Source organism: Actinoplanes sp. CA-142083 (assembly GCF_050942195.1).
GTDB lineage: Bacteria > Actinomycetota > Actinomycetes > Mycobacteriales > Micromonosporaceae > Actinoplanes.
Genome location: NZ_CP192076.1, coordinates 5,476,513 through 5,502,870, shown reverse-complemented (window position 1 = coordinate 5,502,870; position 26,358 = coordinate 5,476,513). Strand labels below are relative to the sequence as shown.

Genomic DNA, 26,358 nt, shown 5'->3' with positions numbered 1-26,358 from the left:
GTCGACAGCATATGAGCACCCAGACCGTGCGGCCGAACGGCGGGGAGTCGGCGAAAAGCCGCGCGCAGGCGTACGCGGGCGCGATCGCGGGGGTGGCGGTCCTCGTCGTCCTGGCCATCGTTTTCTTCGCGGTCCGGCATGATAATTCCGACAAGTCGCCCGCGGCCGCGCCCGCCGCGACGCAGCCGGCCGGCGAGCAGCAGGCCCAGCCTTCCGAAGCCGCTCCCCAGGCCACCGCGCCCGCGCAGGCCCAGGTGAACACCCCGCCCGCGCTGGCCAAGGAGCCGGAGGTGAAGGCGGGCACCGGCACGCTCACCAAGGTCGTCGTCACCCCGCTGGTCCAGGGCACCGGCCCGGTCGTCCAGAAGGGCCAGACGATCACCGCCAACTACAAGCTGGTGACCTACAAGACCGGCGAGGTCAAGGACTCTTCATGGTCCCGTGGCGAGCCGTTCACCACCCAGATCGGCGTCGGCGCCGTGATCAAGGGCTGGGACGAGGGCATCCCGGGCCAGAAGGTCGGCAGCCGCATCCAGCTCGACGTCCCCGCCGCGGACGCCTACGGCCCGTCCGAGGGCGACCTGCGCTTCGTCGTCGACATCCTCGCCGCGCAGTAGGAGCACCTACAGATCACGCACGATCACGTCGAGCTGGCGGGGCTTCCCCGCCGGCATCGGCGTCTCCTCGATCTGATAGCCGAGGTCCTTCAGCGCGGTCACGACCTCATCCAGCGAAGCGAAAGAAGAGGCGTTGGTGGCCAGGGCGCGGACCAGGCGCCCCTTGGTGGCCTTGTTGAAGTGACTCACCACCGACCGCAGCGGCGACCCGTCCACCACGCGCTCGTGCAGAACCCGCATGGTGGCCGAGGTGCCGGCGGGCGGCGTCCACATCGCCGCGTAGGCGCCGGACCTGAGGTCCAGCACCGGGCCGTCCGCGGCCGCCGGGTCCAGAGCCGGTTTCAAGACCTTCTTCCAGTACGCCGTGAGCCCGCCGACGGGCGGCGGCAGCGTCACGCCCACCGACAGCCGGTAGGCCGGGATCCGGTCGGCCAGCCGGACCACGCCCCACAGGCCGGAGAACACCACCGCCGTGCGGTCGAGCCACTCCCGCGCATCGCTTTGCAGGCTCGACGGGTCGAGGGCCTCGTACAGGACGCCGGTGTAGACGCGGTCGGCCCGGTCGGCGGGCGCCTCCGGCAGCGCGGCGTTGCGGGCCAGCTCGGGCTTCTGGCCGTCGGTCAGGCCGAGCACCCGCAGGGTCTCCGTCACCGCGCGGGCGCTCGTGCGCCGGCTCAGCGCCACCAGCCGGGTCTGCACCCGTTTGCGGGCCGTGGCCAGGCGAGGTAGCCACAGCTCGTCGTGGTCGAACGGGTCGCCGGTGGTGGCGGGGGTCTTGCCCTCGGACGGCGGAAGCAGGATCAGCACGTCGCGAGAGTAGACAACGGGTCAGCCGGCGGGAGCGGCCAGGGCGTCGGCGACCGTGGGGTAGACCCCGATGCGCGGGGCCAGCCCGACGGTCTCCAGGAGGTCGGCCAGGAACGCGGTGGGCGCGGCGAGCCGGAGCCAGCCGCCGGTCGCGGTGGCCCGGTTGTGGCCCACGACGAACGCCGAGAGCCCGGTGGAATCGCAGAACTCGACCTCGGACAGGTCGACCACGACGCGCGGGGACGGACGGTCGAGGACCTGGTCGAGGGTGGTGGTCAGGACGGCGGCGCTGTCGAGGTCCAAGTTCCCTCGGACGGCGACCACGACCGACGAGTCGGGGTTGCCGACAACGGAGACGTGCACGGCTATCAACCTCCGGGCGGGAGCGGGCGGGTGTCAGGCCCTCTCTCTGCCCAGAAGGTGACCGAAAGTCACCTCGTGGAGGTATCGGCCGGCACCGAGATCACGGTCTTGACGGTCGCCTGGTTCAGCTCGCCGATGCGCACCGTGAACTTGATCTCGTAGCGGCCCGCGAAGGGGAACGTGATCGCGCCGGCCGCGTGGTGCCGGGGCCGCAGCGGGAGCAGTGGCTCGGTGACCGGCTCGAGGTCGCGGCCGAGCAGCTGCGAGGTCACCGTCCACTCGTCGGCCGGCAACGGCGCGCCGGCCGGGGTGTAGACGAACGCGTGGATGGTGTTGTTGTCGCCGACCTGGGTCGGGAAGATGTTGAACTGCAGCGTGTACAGCGGGCAGGTCAGCGTCTGCGACACCCCGTCGTCGCGCACCGCGCCCTGGTCGACCGAGGCGCTGCGGCCGGGGTTGACCTGCACCAACACCGCGCTCAGCCCGAGGATCACCGCGGTGGCGAGCACCTCGATCCCGACCGCGCGGCGCATCCGGGCCGGCCCGCCGGTCACGACCTGCCGCCGGTCGACCATGCGCCGGGCGAAGAAGGCGGTGCCGAGCACCACCGCCAGCACCGCGACCTTGGCGATCAGCAGCCGGCCGTAGTCGGTGCGCCAGAGCGCCGCGACCGAGCCGACCTGCACGACCGCCTGCACCACGCCGCCGGCCACCAGCCAGACGACCGCCAGGGCTGCCCAGCGTGACCAGGCCGGCAGCACGACGCCGAGCACGCGCGGGTCGGTGCGGCGCAGCAGGAACACACTCAGGGTGATCAAGCCGCCGATCCAGACCGCCATCGCCGCGATGTGCACGACGTCGGAGGCGACGATCGCGGGGGAGAGCGGCGAGGCGGCGGCGTGCCCGGTCAGCGGCCACGTGACCAGTCCGCCGAGCGCGAGGACGGTCAGGGCGATCCCGCGCGGGCGGGACGTGCCGCGGCGCAGCAGCGGCGGCAGGAGGCCCGCGATGATCGCGAGCACGGCGGTCCGGGCGATCAGGGTGAGGCCGTAGGCGCTGGTCAGGACCTGCCCGAGCTCGGTGCCCGAGACGTCCCAGAGGGCCGACCCGCTGCTGGCCGGCGCCTGCGTCCAGAGCGACGCGAGCGTCGCCACCAAGATCAGACCCAGGCCGCCGTACGCGAGGCGCGCCGCGCCCACGCGGGATCGGCGCCGCGGCCACAGGAACGCCAGGAACAGCACCGGCCCGGCGGCGAGCGTGAGCCCGGCGTACCCCAGGAAACGCGTGACCGGCGTCGCCACCGCGACCGAACGATGGGTCTTCTCGTCGGCCGGCGCCGGCGGCGAGGCCGAGGGGGCGCCGACCGAGAACGTGATCGCGCCGCCGACCGGATGGCTGTCGGCGGAGATCACCCGGTAGCTGACCAGGTAGGTGCCGAGCGGCTGCCCGGCCCGCCGGACCGGGATGCGCAGGACGGCGCCGGTGACCGTGGGAGTGCCGGAGATCCGCTTGCCGTCGGGGTCGAGGACCTGCACGCGGCCGCTGACCGGGGTGACCGCCTCGCTGAAGGTCACCACGATCTCGGTGGGCGAGCTGCCGATGATGCTGCCGGGCGCCGGGGTCGAGCCGAGAAGCGCGGCGTGGGCGCTGGCCGGCCCGGCCGGGACGGCGAAAAGCGCGCCGAGCGCGACAAAAAGAACTAAAAGTACGCGCACGGCCCTTGTCACACCTCGTAGTTCGGATCCCGTATCGGAAAGGTTCAACCGGGTATCGATAGGCTGCCAGGCAGCGTACTGAGGAGGCCAGCATGTCCGTGAATCCCCGCGCCGGGACCCCCGCCGAGGCCCGCGATCTCATCGACGTGCCGAGGGTGATCTCCCGCTACTACACCGAGCACCCCGACCCGGGCGAGGTCGCCCAGCGGGTGGCGTTCGGGACGTCCGGGCACCGCGGGTCGAGCCTGAACACGGCCTTCAACGAGGACCACATCGCCGCCACCAGCCAGGCGATAGTCGAGTACAGGCGGGCCCAGGGCACCGACGGCCCGCTGTTCCTCGGCCGCGACACGCACGCGCTCAGCGAGCCCGCCATGATCACGGCGATCGAGGTGTTCGCGGCCAACGACGTGACCACCCTGATCGACAGCCGCGACGGCTACACCCCGACCCCGGCGGTCTCCCGGGCGATCCTGGCCTACAACCGCGGCCGCACCACCGGGCTGGCCGACGGCGTCGTGGTGACCCCCTCGCACAACCCGCCCGCGGACGGCGGCTTCAAGTACAACCCGCCCAACGGCGGCCCCGCCGACACCGACGCCACCAAATGGATCCAGGACCGGGCCAACGCCCTGATCGCCGCGGGCCTCAAGGAGGTGCGCCGGGTGCCGGCCGCCCGGGCGCGCACGTCGGCGCTGGTCACCGGCTACGACTTCCTGGGGGAGTACGTCGCCGACCTGCCCTCGGTGATCGACCTCGACGCGATCCGCGAGGCCGGGGTGCGCATCGGCGCCGACCCGCTCGGCGGGGCCAGCGTCGCCTACTGGGGCGAGATCGCCGAGCGGCACGGCCTCGACCTGACCGTGGTGAACCCGCGCGTCGACCCGACGTTCGGCTTCATGACCCTCGACTGGGACGGCAAGATCAGGATGGACTGCTCCTCGCCGTACGCGATGGCGTCCTTGATCCATCAGAAGGACAAGTTCCAGGTCGCCACCGGCAACGACGCGGACGCCGACCGCCACGGCATCGTCACGCCCGACGCCGGCCTGATGAACCCCAACCACTACCTCGCCGTCGCGATCAGCTACCTGTTCGGGCACCGGCCGCAGTGGCCGTCGGGCGCGGCCATCGGCAAGACCCTGGTCTCCTCCTCGATGATCGACCGGGTGGCCGGCGAGCTGGGCCGCCGCCTCGACGAGGTGCCGGTGGGGTTCAAGTGGTTCGTGCCCGGCCTGCTGACCGGTGAGGTCGGCTTCGGCGGCGAGGAGAGCGCGGGCGGCTCGTTCCTGCGCCGCGACGGCTCGGCCTGGAGCACCGACAAGGACGGCATCATCCTCGACCTGCTCGCCTCCGAGATCATCGCGGTCACCGGGCGCACGCCCAGCGAGCACTACCGCGACCTGACCGCGAAATTCGGCGAGCCCGCGTACGCCCGGATCGACGCCCCCGCCACCCGCGAGGAGAAGGCGGTGCTCGCCAAGCTGTCCCCGGCCCAGGTCAGCGCCAAGGAGCTCGACGGCGAGCCGATCACCGCGGTGCTCACGACCGCGCCCGGCAACGGCGCCGCCATCGGCGGCCTCAAGGTCGCCACCGACTCCGGCTGGTTCGCGGCCCGCCCGTCCGGCACCGAGGACGTCTACAAGATCTACGCCGAGTCGTTCAAGGGCGCCGACGCGCTGGCCCGCATCCAGGAGGAGGCACGCGGCGTGGTCTCCGCCGCCCTGAAGGGATAAACCTCAGTTCTCCCCGCTCCCCGCCGACAGGTATGCCGCACAGACCTGCCGAAATGAGGAGCCGAGGGAGCGCATGTCAAGTCCCGTGGTGCGCGCCGCGCGGATCCGGCTCGGTGGCGGGCTCGGACCCGTGCTCGTGGCGATCGCCTGCGTAGCGTACGTGTCGGTGTGGCTGGTCGTGCACGACTCCGGCAACCTCGTGCCCGGTTATCTGGGCGCGCCGGTGGCCATGATCGCCTCGTTCTACGCGTGCCAGCGGATCGGCTCCCAGATCAAGATCTCCCGCCCGGTGCGGGCGTTCTGGCGGCAGATCTCGCACGCCTCGATCCTGCTGCTGTTCGCCTCCGGCGCCGCGGTGGTGCTCGCCAACAACGACGTCGGCATGTCGCTGTACACGGCCGTGCCGAACGTCGTCGGCATCTTCTGGGGCATGTTCGCGCTCGGCCGGCTGCCGCTGAACGACAAGGCCCCGCTCTCCTGGCTGCGCACCCTGCTCGACGCGGTCACCGTCGCCGTCGCCGGCACCCTGATCTTCTGGTACGTCGTGCTCAGCTTCGCCCCGGCCGGCACCGAGCTCAGCGCCCGGGTCGCGGCCGGCTCGGTCGGCGTGGCCGGCCTCATCGGTTTGGTGATCATCGGCAAGGCCGCGTCCGTGCCCGGCGCCCCGGTCGACTCCCTGGCCCTGCGGCTGCTGGCGATGGCCCCGGTCGTCGCCGTGCTCACCGCGGTCATGCTGATCGCCGGGCCGCCCGGACCCCGCCTGGCCCTGGCGGTGCTCGGCGGACCCCTGGTCGCGGTCGCGTTCACCGCCTCCGCGTACCGGCAGCGCACCGCGCTCGCCGCTTCGGCCCCGCAGGGGCCCGGGTTCTCCGCGCCGTCCGGAGGACCAGGCGCCGGTAGTGGCATCGGCGCGCCTCGCTCCCGCCGTACGCTATGGGACTTCTTGCCCTTCTTGGCAGTGACCACCACCGCGGGTCTGGTGATCAGCGTGTCGGCCCGCGACATGAACGGCCGCGAGCGGGCGGTGATCGTCGGCGCGGTGCTGATCGTGGTGTGCGTCGTGGCGCGGCAGCTGCTCGGGCTGCGCGAGAACAAGCGGCTGCTCGCGGGCATCCGCACCCAGCAGAACGAGCTCGAGCGCCTGGCGATGACCGACCCGCTCACCGGGCTGGCCAACCGCACCCGGTTCGCGAACGCGCTCGCCGAGCGCCTCGGCGGGCACCGGCCGGTCACCGTGCTGCTGATCGACATCGACGACTTCAAGACGATCAACGACACGATGGGTCCCGCGTTCGGCGACCAGCTGCTCTACCAGGTCGCCCAGCGGCTGCGGCTGTCCAGCGCCGCCCAGGACCTGCCGGCCCGGCTCGGCGGCGACGAGTTCGCCGTGCTGCTCGACGCCGACGAGGTGCCGACCGCCGAGGAGGCCGCCACCCGCGTCCTGCAGGCCCTGGCCGAGCCGTTCCGGGTGGGCGAGGACCACCTGCTCGCGCACGCCAGCGTCGGCGTCGCGATCGCCGGCGCGGGCGACAGCGCCGACGAGGTGCTGCGCAACGCCGACATCGCCATGTACCAGGCCAAGGCCGGCGGCAAGGCGGCGTGGGTGCGCTTCGAGCCGCGGATGCGCCAGGACGTGGTCAACCACGCCCGGCTCGGCAGCGAGCTGCACAACGCCATCATCCGGCACGAGCTGTACCTGCTGTACCAGCCCGTCTTCGACATCGTCACCGGCCGGCTGCACGGCGCCGAGGCCCTGGTGCGCTGGAAGCACCCGGTGCGCGGGTTCGTCTCGCCCGGCGACTTCATCCCGGTCGCCGAGCGCTCCGGGCTGATCGTGCCGCTCGGCTCGTGGGTCCTGCGCGAGGCGTGCTCCCAGCTGGCCCGCTGGAAGGCCGCGCACGGCGACGGCGCGATCAAGGCGATCAACGTCAACGTGGCGGTCCGGCAGCTGCGCGAGCCCGGCTTCGTGGACGAGGTCGCGGCCGTGCTGTCGGAGACCGGCCTGCTGCCGGCCAACCTGGTCATCGAGATCACCGAGTCGTCGGTGGCCGACGGCCGGCAGGTGCGCGAGACGCTGAACGCGCTGCACGAGATGGGCGTCCGCCTCGCGCTGGACGACTTCGGCACGGGCCAGTCGTCGCTGTCGCTGCTGCGGGCGTTCCCGGTGGACGTGCTCAAGCTGGACAAGTCGTTCGTCGACGGCATCGCCGACGGCGAGGACCGTGGCCGCCTCGCGGTGGCCGCCGCGGTTGCTCAGCTGGCCGAGTATCTCCAGCTGTCGGCCGTGGCCGAGGGCATCGAGTCGGAGGCCCAGCTGGACCGCCTGCGGGACATGGGTTACCGCTTGGGACAGGGCTTCTTCATGGCGAAGCCCCTGCCCGCGGAAGAGGCCGGCAATCTCATGGCGGCAAACCCCATCGCCGTGGTTTAGGGCCTGTCCGAGCTACGTATTTCAGCGAGCGCGGCACCAGGGGACCACCCGCGATCGCCCCGGAGGGGCGATCGCGGGGGAGCGAAGCGGAGCCAGCTAGCTCAAGCGTCGATTTCCTTGCGGTCGTCGGTGGCCCAGAGGGTGTGGAACGAGCCGTCCTTGTCGACGCGGCGGTAGGTGTGAGCGCCGAAGAAGTCGCGCTGGCCCTGGATCAGCGCGGCCGGCAGGCGCTTGGCCCGCAGCCCGTCGTAGTAGGCGAGAGCCGACGAGAAGCCCGGCGACGGGATGCCGTGGGCCGCCGAGGTGGCCACCACCCGGCGCCACGCGTCCTGGGCACCGCTGACGGCGTCCAGGAAGTAGTCGTCGACCAGCAGGGTCGCGAGCTGCGGCTGCTTGTCGTACGCCTGCTTGATGAAGTCGAGGAACTTCGCCCGGATGATGCAGCCGGCCCGCCAGATCTTGGCCATCGCGCCCGGGTCGATCTCCCAGCTGTACTCCACGCTGGCCGCCTGGATCTGCTGGAAGCCCTGCGCGTAAGCGACGATCTTCGAGGCGAACAGCGCCTGCTCGACGTCGGCCTGCAGGTCACCCACGTGGTCCGCCTTGGTGGTGGGACCGGGCAGGCCGGCGTCGGCCGCGGCCTTGCGCACGTCGGCGCCGCCGGAGAGGGCCCGCGCGAACACCGACTCGGCGATGCCGCTGACCGGGACCCCCAGGTCGAGGGCGGCCTGCACGGTCCAGCGGCCGGTGCCCTTCTGCTCGGCCTGGTCGAGCACGACGTCGACGAACGGCTTGCCGCTGCCCGCGTCGACCTGCTTGAGCACCTCGGCGGTGATCTCGATCAGGTACGAGCCGAGCCGCCCCTCGTTCCAGCCCTTGAAGATCCCGGCGATCTCGGCGGGCGAGTGGCCGCCGACCTGGCGCAGCAGGTCGTACGCCTCGGCGATGAGCTGCATGTCGGCGTACTCGATGCCGTTGTGCACCATCTTCACGAAATGACCGGCGCCGTCCGGGCCGACGTGCACGCAGCACGGCTCCCCGTCCACCTTGGCCGCGATGTCCTCGAGCAGCGGGCCCAGCGCGTCGTAGGACTCCTTCGGGCCGCCCGGCATGATGCTCGGGCCGTGCAGCGCGCCCTCCTCGCCGCCGGAGACGCCCGCGCCCACGAAGTGCAGGCCCTTCTCCTTCAGCGCGGCCTCGCGGCGGCGGGTGTCCAGGTAGTGGGCATTGCCCGCGTCGATCAGCATGTCGCCCGGCTCGAGCAGCGGCGCGAACTCGTCGATCACGGCGTCGGTCGGGCCGCCGGCCTTCACCATGATCACCACGCGGCGGGGGCGCTCGAGGCTGGCCACGAACTCCTCGGCGGTCTCGGCCGGGATGAACGTGCCCTCGTGGCCGAACTGCTCGACCAGCTCCTTGGTGCGGCCGTAGGAGCGGTTGTGCAGGGCCACGGTGTGACCGTGCCGGGCGAAGTTGCGCGCCAGGTTGCGCCCCATCACCGCCAGACCGGTGACACCGATCTGTGCCTTCTCCGACATCATTGCGTCCTTCCGTAGCTTGCTTCAACGCCCTCATTCTTACCTACGGGAATGGGCCGATCTTGGTTCGATCCCGGTCTGCCCCTCCCGCCAAGGAAGATCCGCGCGGCGGTACTCTCTTGCCCATGCCGAGCGGGACTCCCTGACATGCGGCGTGGCGAGATCTGGACCATCGGCAGCCGCACCGATCTTCGCTACCGCGTCCTCGTGCTCTCCGGCGACAGCTACAACGACCGGAAGAACGCGGCGCCCTTCTGCGCCCCGATCGTCCGCCAGCGCGGCGCGACCGAGCTCCCGCCGTACGCGGTCGCCCTCACCGAGCAGGACCCGATCACCGGCGTCGTGGTGGTCAACCGCATGCGCCGGCTCCCCGCGTCGACCGGCGCCGAGCGGATCGGCATGGTGACCGGCGCCAGCATGGTCCGCCTCACCGAGGCCATGCGTGCCCTCTTCGATATGTGATCCGCGTATGTGAGTCCCCTTCGGGTGATCTGTGCGGACCCGCGCCGCAGGTGGGGTGCCGACCCGGATGAACGGACGATGACGTTCATGAGCCGCTTGCCGTACGAAGGAGACCGATTCTTCTTCGACCCGGGAGGCGCGGTGGCACAGGCGTACGCGGAAGCCGTCGGCAGCCTGCGCCCGAACCCCGCCGAAGCGGAACGCGCCATCGTGGAGCGCGCCGTGGGGCTGCTCGCCGGGCGGGCCCGCTGCCGGGTCGCCGAGGCGCACCGCCACCTGTTGCGGATGGCCGCCGACCAGCGCCGCGAGCCGCTCGACGTGGCGCACGGCGTGATCCGCCAGCTCGATGTCGCCGAGACCGTCGCCGAGCGGTCCATCCCGCCGCTGGTCAACGGGTTCCCGGCGCCCACCCAGCGGTTCGAGCCGTGGCTCGCCGTGGTGCAGCGGGTGCTCGACGTGAACCCCGGCATGTGCGGCTACCTGACCGCCGAGCGCGACGCCACCGGCCGGATCACCGACCTGGTCTGGGCCGCCGCCACCCCCGAGGCGTCCACCCCGGACGGCCTGCGCGGCTCCCAGCTCATCGGCCGGCGCGCCAGCCAGCAGTTCCCGGCCGCCGCCGGCAGCGGCCGCTGGGACGTCTACCAGGGCGTCCTCGACACCGGCTGCCCGGCCGCGGTCGGCCCGTTCCGGTACGGCGACGGCCACTACACGGTCCGCGCCCACCGCCTCGGCCAGGGCCTGCTGCTCCACTGGACCCGCCACGACCAGGCCGGCCCGTCCGCCGCGCGCGTCCAGGGCACCGAGCGCCTGGCCAACCTCGGCTGGGGCGAGTGGGATCTGATCACCGGCGACATCTTCTGGTCCGAGCACCTGTACCGGATCTACGAGCGCGACCCCGGCCTCGGCCCGCTGAGCCGCGACGAGTCCGACGCGCTCGCCGTCGCCGAGGACGCGCCGCTGATCCGGGCCGCGCTCGAGGCCTTCGACCGCTCGGCCCAGGTCGACGTCACCACCCGCGTGCGGATCGGCGGCCGGGTCAAGTTCCTGCGCACCGTCGCCGACGCGGTGCGCGACACGGCCGGTCGCCCGCTGCGGATCTACGGCATCGTGCAGGACGTCACCGACCGCGAGAACGACTCCCGCCGCCTGGCCGAGGTGGAGCGCCAGCTGGCCGACGAGCACGAGCTGGCCGGCCGCCTGCAACGCATCATCCTGCCGATCCCGGACGGCCCGATCGAGTTCCCCGGCCTCAAGGTCGCGCTGCGCTACCTGCCGGCCGGCCGCGAGAGCCTGGTCGGCGGCGACTGGTACCAAGCGACCCGCATGCGCGACGGCTCGGTGCTGCTCGCCGTCGGCGACGTGGCCGGCCACGGCACCCCGGCGGCCACCACCATGGCCCAGCTGCGGCACGCCCTGCGCGCCCTCGCGGTGGCCACCTCCGACCCCGGCGTCCTGCTCGGCCAGCTCAACCGGCTGACCTGCGAGCTGGAACGCGAGAACCCCGAGCTGTCGGCCACCGCGGTGGTCGCCCGCTTCGACCCGCATCGCCAGGAGATCGTCTGGGCCCAGGCCGGCCACCCGCCGCCCCTGCTCAGCCGGGCCGGCCACACGTCACCGCTGGAACGCCCGCCGGGCCCGATGCTGGGCGTGGTCGACGACGCCGTCTACCCGACGTCGCGGCTGCCGTTCCACATCGGCGACGTGCTGCTGCTCTACACCGACGGCCTGGTCGAGCACCGCCGCCGCGGCCTCGACGACGGCCTCGCCCAGGTCATGCGCACGGTCGACGAGGCCGTCCGCGCGTCGCCGCAGCAGCCCCTCGCCCAGCTGCTGGCCCGCCTGCGCCGGGCCAACCCCGACGACGACACCTGCATCCTGGCCGCCCGCCCGGTGACCGGCGAGACCCGCGACCTGCGCCACCACCTGCTGCGCGGCCTCTGAGCAAGCGCATAAATCGATATCGCCGGCGGGATCCGGCCGGTACGAAGATCACGTGCCCTTTCTCGTGCTCTTCGCCGCTGTCCTGCTGCTCGGCATCGCCGACTCGATGGCCAACACGTACATCGTGCTGTTCGGCGCCGACGCGGTGGGCCTGACGCCGATCCAGATCGGCGTGTGGTCGTCGGTGTTCGCCGTCGGCGGGATCACGATCGGCTGGTGGCTGGGGCGGCGGTTCGACCGCCGGCCCACCCGGACGTACGCGATCGCGGTGATCCTGCTCGGCGCGGCGGGCTACGCGCTGCTGCCCCGGGTGACGAACTTCCTGGTGCTGCTCCTGATGGCGGGAACCGTGCTCGGAGCGATGGGCGCGGCTTTCCCACAGGTGTTCTCCCTGGGCCGCGCGGTGCTCGGGGAGGGCGCCGCCGGGCAGCGGTCCGCGCCGCTGCTGCGCTCGGCATGGTCCCTCGCCTGGGCCGTCGGGCCGTTGCTGGGCGCGCTCGTGCTGTCGCGGGGCGGCTATTCCTGGCTGATGTGGACGGCGGCCGCGGTGTTCCTGGCCGCCGCGCTGACCCTCTTCCTGGTGCCGCGGCCCGGAACGGTCGAGGTGACGGCCTCGTCGGCGGGCGGGACGCCGGTGCTGCTCACGGTCAGCGTCACCCTGTTCTTCGCGGCGATGTTCGCGGGCGGCCTGGCGCTGCCGTTGTTCGTCACGCGCGGCCTGCACCAGCAGCCCGCGTCGGTCGGCGTGCTCTTCAGCGTCTGCGCCGCGGTCGAGGTGGTCGCCACGCTGGGGCTGGCCGCCGTGCCCGCCCGGGTCAGCCAGCGGGCCCTGATCCTCGGCGGTTTCGGGACCTTCGTCGGCTACTACGCCCTGACCGTCGTGTCCTCGGGCATGCTGATGCTCGTGGCCGGCCAGGTGCTGCGCGGCGTGGGGATCGCGATCGTCGGCGCGGCCGGCATCCGCTACTTCCAGGACCTCCTCGCCCCGGCGACCGGGCGGGCCACCACGCTGTTCGCCAACGCCGCCACCGCCGGGCTGCTGGTCTCCGGCATCGTCTCCGGCGCGACGGTGGAGCACTTCGGTTACCAGGCGACGCTGCTGCTCTGCGCGGTGGTGGCGGCGGTGGGCGGGGTCGCTTTCGCCGCCGGCTCCCGCAGCCGTCTCGCCCTCGAGCCGGTGCCGCAAGGCTGAGCCGGGGTCAGACGCCGCTGGGGAAGGTCTCCGGCTCCCGGGTGTCGATGCGCAGCGGGTGCAGGGGCCGGAGCGCCTTCGTCTCGTCGATCCACAGGAAAGCGTCGTAGCGGTCGCCCAGCGCCGACGGCACGTAGTTCGACCAGCGGTCGCGTTCGGGGCGGTAGACGACGCCGATCGCGCGGTGCGGCACCTCGTCGACGAGCAGGTCGGGCCGCGAACCGAGCGGCGGGAAGACGAACAGCGCTTCCGAGGGCGCGGCCGCGTGCAGCACGTCCTCGAGCGACCCGGGACGCGCGGCCGGGACACTCATGACCTCCATGGGCGCGCCCCACGCGTACCCGGCGATCACCGTGCCGCGATAGGAGCCGAAGCCGACGAGTACGACGTCGCCGGCGCCGAAACGTTCGCGGGCCAGCTCGCCGAGCGTGACCTCGCCGTGCCGGGACTGATCGGTCGCCCGGCCGTCGCCGACGTGGGTGTTGTGCGCCCACACCACGGCCCGCGCCGACGGGCCGTAGTGGTCCATCAAGCGGCCGAGGGTCGCGTCCATGTGGCGATCCCGGACGTTCCAGGACCGCGCGCCGCCCTCCATCATCGCCCGGTAGTAGTGCTCGGCCCCGGCCACCACCTCGGCGTTCTGCCGGACACCCAGCTCGTGGCCGCGCAGCTCGATCAGCATCCGGACGACCTGATCCTCGCAGCTGTGGGGCACGAACCTCGTCGCGTACGCGTAAGCCTGTGGATCTTCGTTGTAGGGCTCGAAGCACTGGTACGCGCGCAGAGCGACCGGCACCCGATCGGGCTGGTGCTCGCGCAGCCAGACGAGGATCTCCCGCAGGGACTCCCACAGCGAGTACACGTCGAGGCCGTGGAAGCCGACCGTCGCGCCGGCGCGCTCGTTGTGGCCGCGCAGCCATTCCGCGAAGTCGACGGTCTCCTCGTTGGCCCACATCCAGGTCGGCCACCGGTCGTAGCCGAGAAGCGCCTCCCGCGGTGGCGGCCCGCCGCGCAACGTGGCGTCGACCCGGGCGCAGTCCGGCCAGTCGCCCTCGACCGCGACGAAGGAGAAGCCGCGCTCCTCGATCAACCGGCGGGTCAGCGCGGCCCGCCACGCGTAGAACTCGTGCGTGCCGTGGCTGGCCTCGCCGATCAGCACCACCCGCGCGTCCCCGGCCCGGTCGAGCAGCACCTCCAGGTCGCCCGGGTCGCGCAGGGGCCGTGCGATCGCCGCGACCTCGTCCCCGTACCGGTGCATGACCTGCGATTACCCGGCGTGCCATCCGGCATACGTCCGACCTCAGCCGTTCCGGGAAGTTGAACTTCATGACATTATCGTTACTTGCCAGTAACGTGGGTCACTCCGAGGAGGCCGCGGTGCTCTACGGTGCTCAGCCGGCCCGCCGCCGGGACGCGCAGCGCAATCGCACGGCCATCCTGCTGGCCGCCTGCGAGGTGATGACCAGCCAGAAGCCCGTGGTCGGCATGCCGGAGATCGCCCGGCGGGCCGGGATCGGGCAGGCGACCCTCTACCGCCACTTCCCCGATCGGGTGGCCCTCGCGGGCGCGGTGATCGGGTATCTGATCGAGCGTCTGGAGAGCTGCGTGGCGGCCGGGCGGGAGCAGCCGGCCACCTTCCGCAAGGCCCTCGACGCCATCCTGCGGGTGCAAGTGACCATGCGTCCGCTGGTCCAGTTGACCCGGCGTCTCGACTCCGCGACCCGGGGCCGATATCTTCGGCGGGTGATCACTGTGCTGGCCGACCCGCTGCGGCGGGCACAGGAGGACGGCCGGGTGCGCGCCGACCTCGTCCCCGACGACCTCGTGCTGCTGTTCGGGATGGTCGAGGGGGTGGTGGAAAGCGCTCCGACGGCGGGTGCGGCCGTGATCGCGGCCGGTCGTTCGATCGATCTGGCCCTCGACGGCGTTTTCCGACCGGTTTCGGCTCCTTCCGAGGCGAGCATGCGGATTGGTAAGCTCTGATGTTCGACGACAAAGGTGGAATGTCGATGAGCTCGCCCGATTCCGTTGTCCCTTCTCCCGCTGAGCCCACCGCTGTTCCCGCGGCACCCGCTGAGCCCACCCCTGAGCCCGAGCTCGCAGCCGCCGAGCCCGCGCCCGCTGAGGCCGCTGGTGAGCCCGCGCCCGCTGAGGCCGCTGGTGAGCCCGCGCCCGCTGAGGCCGCTGGTGAGCCCGCGCCCGCTGAGGCCGCTGGTGAGCCCGCGCCCGCTGAGGCCGCTGGTGAGCCCGCGCCCGCCGAGGCCGCTGGTGAGCCCGCGCCCGCTGAGGCCGCTGGTGAGCCCGCGCCCGCTGAGGCCGCTGGTGAGCCGGTGCTCGATGAGCCGGTGCTCGGTGAGGCCGCGCCCGCTGACGCCGCCGGTGAGCCCGCGCCCGCCGAGCCGTCCGCTGTTCCGGCGCCCCCGGTGGCGCCCGCGCCGCCCGCTCCCGATCCCGCTCAGATCCTGCGCGAGCAGGCCTGGGCGCGCATCGAGGCGATCAAACAGGAGGACGGGTACGTCCGGGGCCCGGTCACCGAGGTCGTCAAGGGCGGCCTGATCCTCGACATCGGGGTGCGCGGCTTCCTGCCCGCGTCGCTGGTCGAGATGCGCCGGGTGCGCGACCTGCAGCCGTACGTGGGTCGCGAGCTCGACGCGAAGATCATCGAGCTGGACAAGAACCGCAACAACGTGGTCCTGTCCCGCCGCGCCTGGCTCGAGCAGCACCAGACCGCCAACCGCGGCGAGCTGCTGACCAAGCTGCAGAAGGGGCAGGTCCGCAAGGGCATCGTCTCCAGCGTGGTCAACTTCGGGGCGTTCGTCGACCTCGGCGGCGTCGACGGGCTGGTGCACGTCTCCGAGCTGTCCTGGCGGCACATCAACCACCCGTCCGACGTGGTGCAGGTCGGCCAGGAGGTCGAGGTCGAGGTGCTCGACGTCGACCAGGCGAAAAAGCGCGTCTCGCTGTCGATCAAGGCGACCCAGGAAGACCCGTGGCGCCACTTCGCCCGTACGCATGCCTTGAACCAGATCGTCCCCGGCACGGTGACCAAGCTCGTGCCGTTCGGCGCGTTCGTGCGGGTCGACGAGGGCATCGAGGGGCTCGTGCACATCTCCGAGCTGGCCGAGGGCCACATCGAGCGCCCCGAGCAGATCGTCCAGGTCGGCGACGAGGTGCTCGTCAAGGTGATCGACATCGACCTGGAGCGCCGGCGCATCTCGCTGTCGCTGCGCCAGGCCAACGAGGTGTTCGTCGACAGCGAGGAGCTGTTCGACCCGACGCTGTACGGCATGGCCGCCAACTACGACAACGACGGCAACTACATCTACCCCGAGGGCTTCGACTCCGAGACCGGCGAGTGGCTCGAGGGCTTCGAGGAGCAGCGCGACTCGTGGGAGCAGCAGTACGCGCTGGCTCACGAGCGGTGGGAGGCACACGCCCGGCAGGTCCTGGCCAGCCGCTCCGCCGGCCAGTGATCACGCCTGGGGCGATACGCCGAAATCCGGCACGGTGACGGAGCCGTCTTCCGCGAGGGGGAAGCCGGGGTTGCAGGCGACCTCCCAGACGTGCCCGTCCGGGTCGGCGAAGGCGCTGGAGTAGAACCCGACCGCGTTGACGGCCGCGGGCTTGGTGACCGTGCCGCCGGCGCGCTCGACCGCCGCGAGCAGCTCGTCGACCTCCGCGTCGGAGCGCACGTTGTGGGCCAGCACGATCCCGCTGAACCGGACCGGCGGCTCCGGCTCGAGGCCGCAGTCGCGGGCGAGCTTCTCCCGGCCCCACAGGACCAGCGCCAGGCCGCCCGCCTGGAAGAAGACCGTCTCCTCGACCTCCTGGCCGCGCCAGCCCAGAGCCTCGTAGAAGCGCCGGGCGCGAGGCAGATCCGACACCCCCAGCGTGACCAGGGTGATGCGTTGCTCCATGCGGGCCACGCTACCGCCTTACGACGGCAGGGGCTGGGTGGGCCAGTCGAGGGCTCGTGCGCCCAGCACCGCCGCCTGCAGGGTGAACCGGTGGGCCGGGTCGGCCGGGTCGTAGCCGGTCAGGGCACGGACCCGGGCCAGGCGATAGGTAACCGTGCGCACCGACACGTGGATGTGTTTCGCGGTCTCGGTGGCCACGCCGCCGGTGTCGAAATAGGCCTGCAGGGTGGCGACCAGGGGCTCCGCGCCGCCGCGCGCCTCGGCGAGCGGGCTGAGCACGGCCTGGACCAGCTCGACCATGGCCTGCTGGTCGCGCAGCAGGACCCGGTAGATCAGCAGGTCGCGCGCGCTCACCACCGGGGCCGCCAGGCGGAGCCGGCGGGCCATGGTGAGCGCCTCGCGGGCCTCCTCGTAGGAGCGGGCGATCCCGTACAGGCCGGGATGGGGACGGCCGACGGCGATCTGCCAGGGCCCGCCGCGCGGCAGCCGGCGAAGCTCGCCGTGCATCAGATGTCCCAGCTCGCCGGCGGCCTCGGCGGGGGCCAGCACCACCAGGAGCCCGTCCTTGGTGGCGACCAGGACGTCGCGGTCGCCGAGCCGGTCGAAGATCACCGCCTCCAGGGCGGTTATCGCGGCGTCGGTGTCCGGCAGCCGCCGGCTGGGCGCGGCCAGGGCGACCTGGTGGCCGCGGGCGAGGTCGAGGCCGAACGGCTCGGCCCGGTCGACCAGGGCGCCCAGGTCGGAGTCGCCGCGCAGGAGGTCGTCGACGAGCTCGCGGCGCAGGGTCTCCTCGTGGCGGACCAGGTCGCGGCGGGCGACCGCGTACCCCTCGGCCAGGGTGGCGACGGCGTCGTCGATCACCTGGAGCACGGCCGCGGCGGCGGCCCGCACAGCCTCGCGGTCGCGGCTGCGGACGACCTCCGGCAGGTCCTCCCACAGCCGGCGGGCGGCCGACAGGTAGAGCTGCACCGCCCGCCCGGCCGAGATGCCCTGCTCGGCGGCGCGGCGCCCGAGCGCTTCGACGGCGTCGAGCTCGGCGCGCCGGGGTTTGCGCCCGGCGATGGCGGCGTCGGCCAGCAGCGGCAGGTAGTCGCCCAGCAGCGCCACGGGCACGCCGCCCGCGTCGCGACTGGCGGCGGCGGCCACTTCGGCGAGCCAGGCGTCGTCGGTCACCAGAGCATCGTCCGTTGTTTGCCGGTCGTCGGCAACGAACACGGCGGACAGTTCGCCGGTTACTGCCCGTGCCCGGCCGCCGATCGGCGGCGAGGATGGGTACCGGACCGGCGAAAGGAATGGACGTGGTCACTCCCGCTCCGACCGCTCTCGCGGTCGACCTGGGCAGCGGCGCCGTGGGCGTGTGGGCGGCCCGGCGCGGCACCGTCAGCGGACCCTGCGGCGAGGAGCTCGCGTCGGCGGGCACGCTCGTACGGCGTGGCCGCGTCGTCGACACCGAAGGCTGCGCCGAGGTGCTGCGCCGGCTCGTCCGCCGCTATCCCGACCCGGTGCCGGCCGGTGGCGTCGTCGCCGTCTGCCGCCCGGTCCTGGCCGGCGCGCCGGATCAGGCCGCGATGCGGCGGGTGCTCGACGAGGTCTTCCAGCCTTCGCGGGTGGTCTTCATCGACACGGTCCGCGCCGCCGCGATCGGCTCCGGCGCGGCCGCGGGCACGCTGCTGGTGGCCGACCTCGGCGCGCAGCTGACCGAGCTGGCCCTGCTCGACCGGGGCCGGGTCGTGACCGCCCGCCGGGCCGACATCGGCACCCGCGACCTGGCCCGTGGCGCCACTGTGGATCTGCTCGCCGGCACCGTCGCGCGGCAGTTCGAGGACCTGCGCGCCCCGGATTCCGCCGTCCGTCGCGGCATGCTGCTGGTCGGTGACGGCGCCACCCACCCGGAGCTTCCCGCCGCCCTTTCCGCGGCCCTGCGCGTGCGCGTGCATCGCGCCGCGTCCCCGCACACGGCGGCGCTGAACGGCGCGGGCCTCGCCGCGATGTCGTTGCTGCGCCACCCCGCCCAGACCTGAAGGCCGGAGGAACCGATGACCCTCGCACCTCAGACGCCCGAGACCCCGGCGGCGGAGCCCCTCGAACTGCTCCGCACCATGCTGGAGGAACAGTTCGCGCTGCACACGAACCGGCTCACCGACCTGACCGTGTACGGGCGGCTTCCCGGGCACGGCGGCTACGACCCGCGCACCCTCGAGGCGCTCGCCGCCGCCTCCCGCCAGGCCATCGCCGAGACCGCGGGCGCGCTGCGGCGGATGTCGGAGGGCACCTACGGCGTCTGCGAGGACTGCTACCGGACGATCCCGCTCGGCCGCCTCCGGGTCGTGCCGCACGCCCGCCACTGCACCCAGTGCCGCCAGCACCGGCCCGACTGAGCCTTGAGTGGGCGAGCTCTGGCCGCCCGGGGGTCAGCCGGGCTCACGGGCGAAGGCGGCGATCTCGTCGAGGCCGGGGGAGTAGCCGTCGGTCGTGTCCACGATCAGGGTGGGCAGAGGCGAGGAGATCGGGACCCATTCCCGTACGCCGAGGGGCGTGCCCGGCAGCGACGGCCGCCGGACCACCCGGTCGTGGGCCACGGACGGTGAGGTCACGCAGCGCACGATGCGTGCCGGGCGCAGGGTGAGCAGTGGCTGCCAGTTGTGGTCCTGGAACGCGGCCTCGGCGATCGCCGACGCCCCGCCCCGCGCGAGCCCACCCACGATTTCCGTAAATATCCGGTATGTCGTCAGGTAGCCGTCGTCGGGCGTGCCGGCGTGGACCACGCCCTCGCGGATCTCGTCGCGGCTGATCACCGGCCAGCCGAGGAGGCGGCCGAGGGCGTGCGCGAGCGTGCTCTTCCCGGTGCCGGGCGCGCCGCTGACGATGATCAGCAAGAGCCGATCACCACCCCTGGCGTGCCGTTGACGATGATCAGCATGTGCCGATCACGATCCGGACGCGCGTCTCGAACTCGATGGGATCCTCCAGTTCGGACGCCAGCGTGGCGATGGCGGCCGCGCGCCGCGCCGGCGGGATGTGGGAGACGAGCTGCCGCCCGCCGTGGGACGCGATCCACTCGTACACGTGGGCGGCGTCGCGGAAATCGCTGCGAATGACCACCTCGGACACCGCCGCCCCGGCGAAGCCGGCGGCGAGCACGGCCGACCGGAGGCTCTCGGCGGATTCGAAGATCGGGTGCAACTTGCGCGGTGGCGGCGCATCCTGTGCGAAACGCGCGACCGTCCGCATCGCCCGGGGATATCGCGGGTCGTACCGGGCGAAACTGCTCACGGCCACGCGGCCGGAAGGCTTCAGGAGTTTCCGGTACGCCGTGAGCGCGGCCGGCGGGTCGGGCAGGAAGAACAGCACCAGCCCGGAGATGATCAGGTCGAACGTGCCGTCCTCGAAGGCGGGCGCCTGGGCATCGCCGGCCTCGACCGTCACCTGCGGCAGCCCGGTCGCCGCCGCCGAGGCGCGCGCGACCATGCCGGGGGCCAGATCAATTCCGGTCACGTGCCCGGTGAGCCCGACCGCCTCGGCGAGCGGCAGCAGCACCGCCCCGGTGCCGCAGCCCGCGTCGAGGACCCGCTCGCCGGGCCGCGCCCGGGCCGCCGCGACCAGCGCTTCGCCGATCGGCTTGAAGAACGGGACGCCGACGTTCTCGTAGGCCTCCGCGGCTTCGTCGAAGACTTGGACGATCGCGCTCATCGGCTAAGCATGTCAGCCTCGCGCACCCCGGAGATCGACGGCGGTCGCCATTGCGCGCCCCAGACCGCGACCGGCAGGAACGCGCCCAGGTAGTCGGCGGCGATGGCGAGCGTGCGCGGGTTGCCGAGGGGGAGCACCGCCCGCACCGGCGCGGCCAGCCAATATGCCCCGTAGTCGGTGAAGTCGTAGGACCGCGCGCCCGCGATCGTGTACGCCCACGCCGAGTCACCGCTGGCAGCCAGCAGCGACTGCCCGGTCGGCGGGAGCGACGAGCCCAGCATCAGCAGCGGCCGCCGCAACCCGGCGCTGACCACCTTGCCGCTGGGCGCCCCCTCGAGATCCGCCGCCCCCGCGCACGCCGAGTCCCCACGGCACGCCTCGAGCGCCACGGCCCCGCCGAGCCCGTGCCCGACATAGACGATCTGTGCCCGGTTGACATGTGTCCCGAGCAGCACCCCCACCTGCCGGGCCGCGAACTGGGCATCGGCCGCCCACACCGCCGTGAGCCGGGCCTCACCCGGGCCGGTGAGCACCGAACCGGCGGCCGACGCCCGCACGGGCTGAGCGGCGATCACCGACAACGCGGCGCTGTAGGTAGGCGTGACCCCGGCCACCACGTAACCCCGGGACGCGATCGAAGCGGCGAGCGCCTGATACTGCGGCGCCGACAGCCCCATCCCGGGCAGGAGCACCACCAGCGGGAAGGTCCCGCTCGCGAACGGCACGTCGTCGAAGGTCCCGGTGGCGATCCGCGCGAAGGCCGTCTGCCCCCACCCGTAGCGCCGCAGCCCGGCCCACGCCCCGGGCGCGTAGGTCGCCGCCGATCCCGTCGACGCCGCCGGATACCAGAGCCACACCGACAGCACCCGCGGATTGCCGCCCACCGGCGCCAGCTCGTCGGTGCGCGACCGGTCGGCGATCTCCTGGGCGGCCCGACCGACCGGGTACCGCCCGTCCGGCGCCACCGACACCGGGTGGCGCGACCGGTGACCGAGGAATCCGCCGTACGCGGCAAGAAGCAGCACCACGACGGCAGCCGCCGCCGCGCCGATCCGCTTGAGACTCACCGGGCCATTCTTGCCGCCACCGGCGGCTCCATGTGCGGCGCGACGCGCTCGGTCGTGCCGCGCGCCCACTTGCCGGTCGTGACCAGGCCGAGGACCAGCACCACCACGCCCAGCCCCACGATGATCCACCAGCCGATGCGGCTGCGGGCCGCGAAATCCGCGCCGCCGGCCGAGGCGACCGCCGCGCCGAGCACCGCCACGCCGAGCGCGCCGCCCACCTGCCGGCTGGTCGACGCGATCGCCGCCGCCACCCCGGCCTGCTCGCGGGGCATGCCCGAGACGGCCGTGTTGGTGATCGGCGAGTTCACCATCGCGAACCCGAAACCGAACAGCACATAACTCACCGTGAGCACCCAGAACGGTGTGGTCGCGGAGAGTTCCGTCAGCGGCAGGATCCCGGCGATGAAGCCGGCGCCGGCCAGGGTGAGCGGCAGCCGCGTGCCGGCCGACGCGACGAGCCGGCCCGACAGCGGCGAGAACACCACGGTCATCGCCGCCATCGGCAGCGTCCACAGGCCCGCGTGCAGCGGCGACAGGCCCCGCACGTCCTGCAGGTAGATCGAGTTCAGGAACAGGAAGCCGGCCAGCGACGCGAACGCCGACACCGCGATCAGGGTGGCGCCGCTGAACGGCGCGCTGCGGAAGAAGCGCAGGTCGAGCAGGGGATCCTCGCGCCGCGGCTCGTAGATCAGCAGCGCGGCCAGGGCGAGGGCGCCGAGGACGAAGCAACCCCCGATCTCGTACGAGGTCCAGCCGGCGCCCGGCCCCTCGATGATCCCGTACGTGATCGTGGCGAGCACCAGGAACACCAGCACCTGGCCGATCGGGTCGATCCGCCGCGGCCGGCTCGCCCGGGACTCGGGCACGAACCTGGCCGCCAGTAGGAACGCCGCCACCCCGACCGGCACGTTGACCCAGAAGATCGACCGCCAGCCCAGCGAGTCGACCAGCGCGCCGCCGACCACCGGCCCGAGCGCGAGGCTGAAGCCGACCACCGCGCCCCACACGCCGATCGCCCGGGCCCGCTCGCGGGGCTCGGTGAACACGTTCGTGATGATCGACATGGCCACCGGGTTGAGCATCGAGCCGCCGATCGCCTGCATCGCCCGGAACGCGATCAGCCAGCCCAGCCCCGGCGCCATGCTGCACAGCAGCGACCCGATCGTGAACAGCGCCAGCCCGGTCTGGAACACCCGGCGGCGGCCGATCCGGTCGGCGGTCGACCCCGAGAGCACCAGCAGGCTCGCCAGCACCAGCGTGTACGCGTCGATCGTCCACTGCAGGCCGGCCACCGACGCGTTCAGGTCGGTCCGCAGCGACGGGAGCGCGATGTTCACGATCGTGGTGTCGAGACCGACGATGAACAGGCTCATGCAACAGATGGCGAGGATCAGGTACGGGCGGCGCACGGCTCCAGTTCTACCCGCCGTGAATCTGCATGATGCAGCAGCGTCGGTCACAGCGACGAGCGTCACCGGGCCGGAATTCGGCGAATCGGCCATCTCCACCGTTCGGATCCCGCTCGGCAACAACAACCAGCTCGAGCGGGCTAGTCGCCACCTTCCGGATCTGGCGCCAGCTTCTCCTTCAGGCTCTCGTCGCGGGCCAGGCCGGTCAGCACCTGCACGGCCAGCTTGAGGTGGGTGCCCTGGAAGTCGTGGCCGAACACCGGCACCGACGCCCACACCGTGCCGCCGGCCCAGTACAGCCGGCCCACCGGCATGCCCGCGGTCAGCTCGGAAAGTTTCGCGCACAACTGCTCGCCGGACTCCACTCCCTCGAGCAGCGGCGAGCGGACGTCCACCATCGGCGGGTTCGCTCTGACCCGTACGAGAACAGGGCCTTTGATCTTGAAATCGCCCTCGTCGGTGGTCTCGACGCGGGCCCGGGACATCGTGGCGACGACCGCGCGGACCCGCTCGGCCAGCGGCGGCATGGCCGGACTCTCGGGAATCTCGACCCGGACCGGCGCCGGCTCGGCCGACTCCGCCGTCGCGGCGATCAGGCGTGCCGGCAGCGAGACCTCGGCGATCGTGCCCGGCTCCTGCGGCTTCAGCTCCACGCGCAGGCCGTGCCGCCGGGCAAGACGGGCGACCACCGCCAGCCCCAGCGTCCCCTCGACTTTCGCGCTCCGGCCGGAAAGCCGCTCGTTGAGCTCTTTCCGGCGGCCGTCGTCGAGGCCCACGCCCTCGTCCACGATCTCGACGAGCACACCACCGTCGCGACGACGCGCTTTCGCGATCACGACGGAATCCGGCGAGGAGAATTTCGTGCCGTTGTCGAGCAGCTCCGCGACCAGATGGACGAGGTCGTGCGCCGCGCCCGCCGCGACCTTGAGGTCTGGCTCGTCCACCTCGACCTCGACCCGGGTGTACTGCTCCACTTCGGACTGCGCGGCGCGGAGCACGTCGAGCAGGCTCTCCGCGTCCCGGTGCCCGTTGGGCTGCTCGGCGCCGGCCAGCACCAGCAGGCTCTTCTGGTTGCGCCGCAGCTGGGTGGCGAGGTGGTCCAGCTCGAACAGGTCGGCCAGCCGGCCCGGGTCCTGCTCGGCGAACTCGAGCCGGTCCAGCCGTGAGATGAGCCGCTCGGTCAGGGCGAGCGACCGTCGTGCGGAAGTGGCGGGGACATCACTGCCGGCCCGCCGGCGAAACAACCGCAGCCTCATCCGTCCGATTGTCCGCCTTCAATGTCAACTTTGCACGGCCAGCGACGCCATCATCGCGGCGGGATAGCGCTCTCCCCGGGCCGATCCGCGCGGCACCGCCTTCTCGATCTCCGCCAGGTCGCCCGCCGTCAGCGTCAGCTCGGCCGCCGGCAGCGCCTCGGCCAGCCGCTCGCGGGTGCGCGCGCCGATGAGCGGCACGATGTCGTCGCCCTGCGCGGCCACCCACGCGATCGCCAGCTGCGCGACCGTGCACCCTTTCGCGCCGGCGACCCGCCGCAGCGCGTCCACCAGGGCGAGGTTGTGCGCGGCGTTCTCGTCCGAGAAGCGCGGCATGTGGCGGCGGTTGTCGCCCGCCCTCGCCTCGGCCGGGTTCCAGTGGCCCGAGATCAAACCACGGCTCAGGACACCGTACGCGGTGAGCCCGATGCCCAGTTCGCGCAACGTCGGCAGCACTTCGTCCTCCACGCCGCGCGAAACCAGGGAGTACTCGATCTGCAGATCCGCCACCGGGTGCACCGCGTGCGCCCGCCGGATCGTCTCGGCGCCGACCTCGGAGAGCCCGAGCTGCCGCACGTACCCGGCTTCGATCATCTCTTTGATCGCGCCCGCCGTGTCCTCGATCGGCACCGCCGGGTCCAGCCGGGCCGGCCGGTAGATGTCGATGTAGTCGGTGCCCAGCCGGGTCAGCGAATGATTCAGGAAGTTCTTCACCGCCGCCGGCCGCGCGTCCGCACCGAGGAACTGGTTACCGGGCCCGCGCAGCATGCCGAACTTCACGCTCAGCACGTAACTTTCCCGGTCCCGCCCGTGCAACGCCTCGGCCAGCAACAGCTCGTTGTGGCCGTTGGCATAGAAGTCGCCCGTGTCGATCAGCGTGATGCCCGCGTCCAGAGCGGCGTGCACGGTGGCGATGCTTTCCGCCCGGCTCGTCGGCCCGTACGCGTCGGACATGCCCATCGCCCCGAGGCCCAATTTGTGCTTGGTCATGTCTTCCACCCTGCGCCCGATCCGCGGCGCCCGACAGGGACCGTCGCTCCCTGTCTACGCCCACCCGCACGAGGCAGCATGGAGGCATGCAGCGTGACCAGCTCGCCGACTTCCTGCGCCGCCGCCGCGAGGCCATCCGTCCCGCCGAGGTGGGCATCGCCGAGGGGCCGCGCCGCCGCACGGCCGGGCTGCGGCGCGAGGAGGTCGCGATGCTGGCCGGCATGTCGGTCGACTACGTCGTACGCCTCGAGCAGGGCCGCTCCAGCCAGCCGTCCACCCAGCTGCTCGGCGCCCTGGCCCGCGCGCTGCGGCTGACCGACGACGAGCGCGACCACCTGTTCCACCTGGCCGGCCACCAGCCCCCGCCCGCCGACGGCGTGGCCCGCCTCGCCCGCGCCGGCCTGGTGCGGATGCTCGACCTGCTCGGCGACACGGCCGCGCTGGTCGTCTCGGACCTGGGGGAGGTGCTCGCCCAGAACCGCACCTCGCTGCTGCTGATGGGCGACCACGGCCGTTTCACCGGCGATCAGCGGTACCTCGCGTACCGCTGGTTCACCTCGCCCGAGGCCCGGCTGATCCACCCGCCGTCGGAGACCGCGCGGCACGCCCGCCAGTTGGTGGCCGACCTGCGCGCGGTGGCCGGCCGCCGCGCCGGCGATCCCGTGGTGACCGGCCTGATCGACCGTTTGTCGGCGGCGAGCGCGGAGTTCCGCTCGCTGTGGGCCTCGCACGAGGTGGGAGTCAAGCGGGCCGACCGCAAGACGCTGGTGCACCCGCGGGTCGGGCCGATCCTGCTGGACTGCGAAACGCTCGTCACCCCCGACCTGGGCCAGCAGCTGCTCGTGCTGACGCCCGCCGACGCCGAGTCCCGCGAGCGCCTCGACCTGCTGCGCGTGCTGGGCACCGAAGAGTTCCCGGCGGGCGCGCCCGTGCGGTGACCCGTCAGCCGGGCACCTTCGTCCGGACGTACGCGGTCACGGCCGCCGCTTCCTCCTCGGGCAGATCGCCGAGCGGCACCGCGCAGAACCCGCCGCGCTCGCCCAGCACCACGAGGAAAAGGCCGAACGGCCACTCGTCCGACGGAAGCAGCAGAGCGCCGAGAACGACCATCAGCGCCCCGCAGACCCGGTAGACGCGGAACGCCCGGCCGTAGAAGTGCCGCAGCGAGGCGGCGATCTGCGTCTCGGACGGGTGCGTGGCGAAGGCGAAGGCCCTGTCGGGCGTCAT

The 26,358-nt window shown here is 72.6% G+C and carries 24 protein-coding genes and 1 pseudogene; 11 read left to right on the top strand and 14 right to left on the bottom strand.

Annotated features, from left to right (window positions below; translation table 11 throughout):
• Window positions 1–11 precede the first annotated feature (11 nt).
• Window positions 12–617 carry an FKBP-type peptidyl-prolyl cis-trans isomerase gene (locus tag ACQPZX_RS25285; RefSeq protein ID WP_433359618.1) on the top strand — a complete coding sequence of 202 codons (606 nt, stop codon included), beginning with the start codon at window positions 12–14 and terminating at the stop codon, window positions 615–617.
• Window positions 618–623: 6 nt separating this feature from the next.
• Here the strand turns inward: ACQPZX_RS25285 and ACQPZX_RS25280 are convergent, their stop codons facing one another.
• From ACQPZX_RS25280 to ACQPZX_RS25270, 3 genes are all read right to left on the bottom strand, one after another.
• On the bottom strand, window positions 624–1,424 hold the full coding sequence (locus ACQPZX_RS25280) for a YaaA family protein (protein WP_433359615.1): 801 nt from the start codon (window positions 1,422–1,424) through the stop codon (window positions 624–626).
• Window positions 1,425–1,445: 21 nt separating this feature from the next.
• Window positions 1,446–1,787, bottom strand: coding sequence for an STAS domain-containing protein (locus ACQPZX_RS25275; protein ID WP_433359612.1), 342 nt, complete (start codon window positions 1,785–1,787; stop codon window positions 1,446–1,448).
• A gap of 68 nt (window positions 1,788–1,855) precedes the next feature.
• Window positions 1,856–3,502 carry a copper resistance CopC/CopD family protein gene (locus ACQPZX_RS25270; RefSeq protein WP_433359609.1) on the bottom strand — a complete coding sequence of 549 codons (1,647 nt, stop codon included), beginning with the start codon at window positions 3,500–3,502 and terminating at the stop codon, window positions 1,856–1,858.
• A gap of 92 nt (window positions 3,503–3,594) precedes the next feature.
• Here ACQPZX_RS25270 and pgm point away from each other — a divergent pair, with 92 nt between their 5' ends.
• Together pgm and ACQPZX_RS25260 are read left to right on the top strand one after the other, a co-directional pair.
• On the top strand, window positions 3,595–5,238 hold the full coding sequence (gene pgm / locus ACQPZX_RS25265) for a phosphoglucomutase (alpha-D-glucose-1,6-bisphosphate-dependent) (RefSeq protein ID WP_433359606.1): 1,644 nt from the start codon (window positions 3,595–3,597) through the stop codon (window positions 5,236–5,238).
• Between the two features lie 73 nt (window positions 5,239–5,311).
• Window positions 5,312–7,669: a putative bifunctional diguanylate cyclase/phosphodiesterase gene (locus ACQPZX_RS25260; protein WP_433359603.1), complete on the top strand. Its 2,358-nt coding sequence runs from the start codon at window positions 5,312–5,314 to the stop codon at window positions 7,667–7,669.
• A gap of 101 nt (window positions 7,670–7,770) precedes the next feature.
• On the opposite strand, the gene gndA is transcribed toward ACQPZX_RS25260, so the two are convergent.
• Complete coding sequence (gene gndA / locus ACQPZX_RS25255; protein WP_433359600.1) at window positions 7,771–9,207, bottom strand: NADP-dependent phosphogluconate dehydrogenase; 1,437 nt, start codon at window positions 9,205–9,207, stop codon at window positions 7,771–7,773.
• Between the two features lie 147 nt (window positions 9,208–9,354).
• On the opposite strand from gndA, the gene ACQPZX_RS25250 reads away from it, so the two are divergent.
• From ACQPZX_RS25250 to ACQPZX_RS25240, 3 genes are all read left to right on the top strand, one after another.
• On the top strand, window positions 9,355–9,669 hold the full coding sequence (locus ACQPZX_RS25250; protein WP_433359597.1) for a type II toxin-antitoxin system PemK/MazF family toxin: 315 nt from the start codon (window positions 9,355–9,357) through the stop codon (window positions 9,667–9,669).
• Between the two features lie 87 nt (window positions 9,670–9,756).
• On the top strand, window positions 9,757–11,613 hold the full coding sequence (locus ACQPZX_RS25245; RefSeq protein WP_433359595.1) for a SpoIIE family protein phosphatase: 1,857 nt from the start codon (window positions 9,757–9,759) through the stop codon (window positions 11,611–11,613).
• 52 nt (window positions 11,614–11,665) lie between these two features.
• A complete protein-coding gene (locus ACQPZX_RS25240; RefSeq protein WP_433359592.1) occupies window positions 11,666–12,805 on the top strand; it encodes an MFS transporter in 1,140 nt (379 codons plus the stop codon).
• Between the two features lie 7 nt (window positions 12,806–12,812).
• On the opposite strand, the gene ACQPZX_RS25235 is transcribed toward ACQPZX_RS25240, so the two are convergent.
• Entirely contained in the window at window positions 12,813–14,063 is a 1,251-nt protein-coding gene (locus ACQPZX_RS25235; RefSeq protein ID WP_433359589.1) for an erythromycin esterase family protein, read from the bottom strand.
• A gap of 68 nt (window positions 14,064–14,131) precedes the next feature.
• Between ACQPZX_RS25235 and ACQPZX_RS25230 the strand changes: the two genes are divergently transcribed.
• Window positions 14,132–14,788 (top strand): TetR/AcrR family transcriptional regulator, encoded by a 657-nt coding sequence (locus ACQPZX_RS25230; RefSeq protein ID WP_433359587.1) that lies wholly within the window; start codon window positions 14,132–14,134, stop codon window positions 14,786–14,788.
• A gap of 485 nt (window positions 14,789–15,273) precedes the next feature.
• Window positions 15,274–16,278: pseudogene (locus tag ACQPZX_RS25225) on the top strand (S1 RNA-binding domain-containing protein); the annotation flags it as partial.
• Here the strand turns inward: ACQPZX_RS25225 and ACQPZX_RS25220 are convergent.
• Both ACQPZX_RS25220 and ACQPZX_RS25215 read right to left on the bottom strand, forming a co-directional pair.
• Entirely contained in the window at window positions 16,279–16,722 is a 444-nt protein-coding gene (locus ACQPZX_RS25220) for a VOC family protein (RefSeq protein WP_433359585.1), read from the bottom strand.
• Between the two features lie 18 nt (window positions 16,723–16,740).
• A complete protein-coding gene (locus tag ACQPZX_RS25215; protein ID WP_433359582.1) occupies window positions 16,741–17,895 on the bottom strand; it encodes a PucR family transcriptional regulator in 1,155 nt (384 codons plus the stop codon).
• A gap of 125 nt (window positions 17,896–18,020) precedes the next feature.
• On the opposite strand from ACQPZX_RS25215, the gene ACQPZX_RS25210 reads away from it, so the two are divergent.
• Together ACQPZX_RS25210 and ACQPZX_RS25205 are read left to right on the top strand one after the other, a co-directional pair.
• Complete coding sequence (locus ACQPZX_RS25210; RefSeq protein ID WP_433359579.1) at window positions 18,021–18,743, top strand: cell shape-determining protein MreB; 723 nt, start codon at window positions 18,021–18,023, stop codon at window positions 18,741–18,743.
• Between the two features lie 15 nt (window positions 18,744–18,758).
• The gene (locus tag ACQPZX_RS25205; protein WP_433359576.1) at window positions 18,759–19,100 is read left to right on the top strand and encodes a TraR/DksA family transcriptional regulator; all 342 of its coding nucleotides are present in this window, start codon (window positions 18,759–18,761) and stop codon (window positions 19,098–19,100) included.
• A 33-nt stretch (window positions 19,101–19,133) separates the two neighbouring features.
• Here the strand turns inward: ACQPZX_RS25205 and ACQPZX_RS25200 are convergent, their stop codons facing one another.
• The 6 genes from ACQPZX_RS25200 to ACQPZX_RS25175 form a co-directional block, all read right to left on the bottom strand.
• Window positions 19,134–19,598, bottom strand: a complete 465-nt coding sequence (locus ACQPZX_RS25200) for an AAA family ATPase (RefSeq protein WP_433359573.1) — start codon at window positions 19,596–19,598, stop codon at window positions 19,134–19,136.
• 37 nt (window positions 19,599–19,635) lie between these two features.
• Window positions 19,636–20,412: a class I SAM-dependent methyltransferase gene (locus tag ACQPZX_RS25195; protein WP_433359570.1), complete on the bottom strand. Its 777-nt coding sequence runs from the start codon at window positions 20,410–20,412 to the stop codon at window positions 19,636–19,638.
• The gene (locus ACQPZX_RS25190; RefSeq protein ID WP_433359567.1) at window positions 20,409–21,479 is read right to left on the bottom strand and encodes a hypothetical protein; all 1,071 of its coding nucleotides are present in this window, start codon (window positions 21,477–21,479) and stop codon (window positions 20,409–20,411) included. The genes ACQPZX_RS25195 and ACQPZX_RS25190 overlap by 4 nt, the downstream gene beginning before the upstream one ends.
• Window positions 21,476–22,888 (bottom strand): MFS transporter, encoded by a 1,413-nt coding sequence (locus ACQPZX_RS25185; RefSeq protein ID WP_433359564.1) that lies wholly within the window; start codon window positions 22,886–22,888, stop codon window positions 21,476–21,478. Before ACQPZX_RS25185 ends, ACQPZX_RS25190 begins: the two co-directional genes overlap by 4 nt.
• A 140-nt stretch (window positions 22,889–23,028) precedes the next feature.
• Window positions 23,029–24,144, bottom strand: a complete 1,116-nt coding sequence (locus tag ACQPZX_RS25180; protein ID WP_433359561.1) for a sensor histidine kinase — start codon at window positions 24,142–24,144, stop codon at window positions 23,029–23,031.
• A 24-nt stretch (window positions 24,145–24,168) separates the two neighbouring features.
• Window positions 24,169–25,131: an aldo/keto reductase gene (locus ACQPZX_RS25175; protein ID WP_433359558.1), complete on the bottom strand. Its 963-nt coding sequence runs from the start codon at window positions 25,129–25,131 to the stop codon at window positions 24,169–24,171.
• 86 nt (window positions 25,132–25,217) lie between these two features.
• On the opposite strand from ACQPZX_RS25175, the gene ACQPZX_RS25170 reads away from it, so the two are divergent.
• Window positions 25,218–26,069: a helix-turn-helix transcriptional regulator gene (locus ACQPZX_RS25170; RefSeq protein ID WP_433359555.1), complete on the top strand. Its 852-nt coding sequence runs from the start codon at window positions 25,218–25,220 to the stop codon at window positions 26,067–26,069.
• Between the two features lie 4 nt (window positions 26,070–26,073).
• On the opposite strand, the gene ACQPZX_RS25165 is transcribed toward ACQPZX_RS25170, so the two are convergent.
• Complete coding sequence (locus tag ACQPZX_RS25165; protein WP_433359552.1) at window positions 26,074–26,358, bottom strand: hypothetical protein; 285 nt, start codon at window positions 26,356–26,358, stop codon at window positions 26,074–26,076.

Bases quoted from the DNA above. Each gene is read 5' to 3' on its own strand.
- ACQPZX_RS25230 (WP_433359587.1), top strand. From the start codon at position 14,132: ATGACATTATCGTTACTTGCCAGTAACGTGGGTCACTCCGAGGAGGCC.
- ACQPZX_RS25250 (WP_433359597.1), top strand. From the start codon at position 9,355: ATGCGGCGTGGCGAGATCTGGACCATCGGCAGCCGCACCGATCTTCGC.
- ACQPZX_RS25285 (WP_433359618.1), top strand. From the start codon at position 12: ATGAGCACCCAGACCGTGCGGCCGAACGGCGGGGAGTCGGCGAAAAGC.
- ACQPZX_RS25220 (WP_433359585.1), bottom strand. From the start codon at position 16,722: ATGGAGCAACGCATCACCCTGGTCACGCTGGGGGTGTCGGATCTGCCT.
- ACQPZX_RS25170 (WP_433359555.1), top strand. From the start codon at position 25,218: ATGCAGCGTGACCAGCTCGCCGACTTCCTGCGCCGCCGCCGCGAGGCC.
- ACQPZX_RS25180 (WP_433359561.1), bottom strand. From the start codon at position 24,144: ATGAGGCTGCGGTTGTTTCGCCGGCGGGCCGGCAGTGATGTCCCCGCC.
- pgm (WP_433359606.1), top strand. From the start codon at position 3,595: ATGTCCGTGAATCCCCGCGCCGGGACCCCCGCCGAGGCCCGCGATCTC.
- ACQPZX_RS25195 (WP_433359570.1), bottom strand. From the start codon at position 20,412: ATGAGCGCGATCGTCCAAGTCTTCGACGAAGCCGCGGAGGCCTACGAG.
- ACQPZX_RS25165 (WP_433359552.1), bottom strand. From the start codon at position 26,358: ATGACGCCCGACAGGGCCTTCGCCTTCGCCACGCACCCGTCCGAGACG.
- ACQPZX_RS25245 (WP_433359595.1), top strand. From the start codon at position 9,757: ATGAGCCGCTTGCCGTACGAAGGAGACCGATTCTTCTTCGACCCGGGA.
- ACQPZX_RS25235 (WP_433359589.1), bottom strand. From the start codon at position 14,063: ATGCACCGGTACGGGGACGAGGTCGCGGCGATCGCACGGCCCCTGCGC.
- ACQPZX_RS25175 (WP_433359558.1), bottom strand. From the start codon at position 25,131: ATGACCAAGCACAAATTGGGCCTCGGGGCGATGGGCATGTCCGACGCG.
- gndA (WP_433359600.1), bottom strand. From the start codon at position 9,207: ATGTCGGAGAAGGCACAGATCGGTGTCACCGGTCTGGCGGTGATGGGG.
- ACQPZX_RS25205 (WP_433359576.1), top strand. From the start codon at position 18,759: ATGACCCTCGCACCTCAGACGCCCGAGACCCCGGCGGCGGAGCCCCTC.
- ACQPZX_RS25260 (WP_433359603.1), top strand. From the start codon at position 5,312: ATGTCAAGTCCCGTGGTGCGCGCCGCGCGGATCCGGCTCGGTGGCGGG.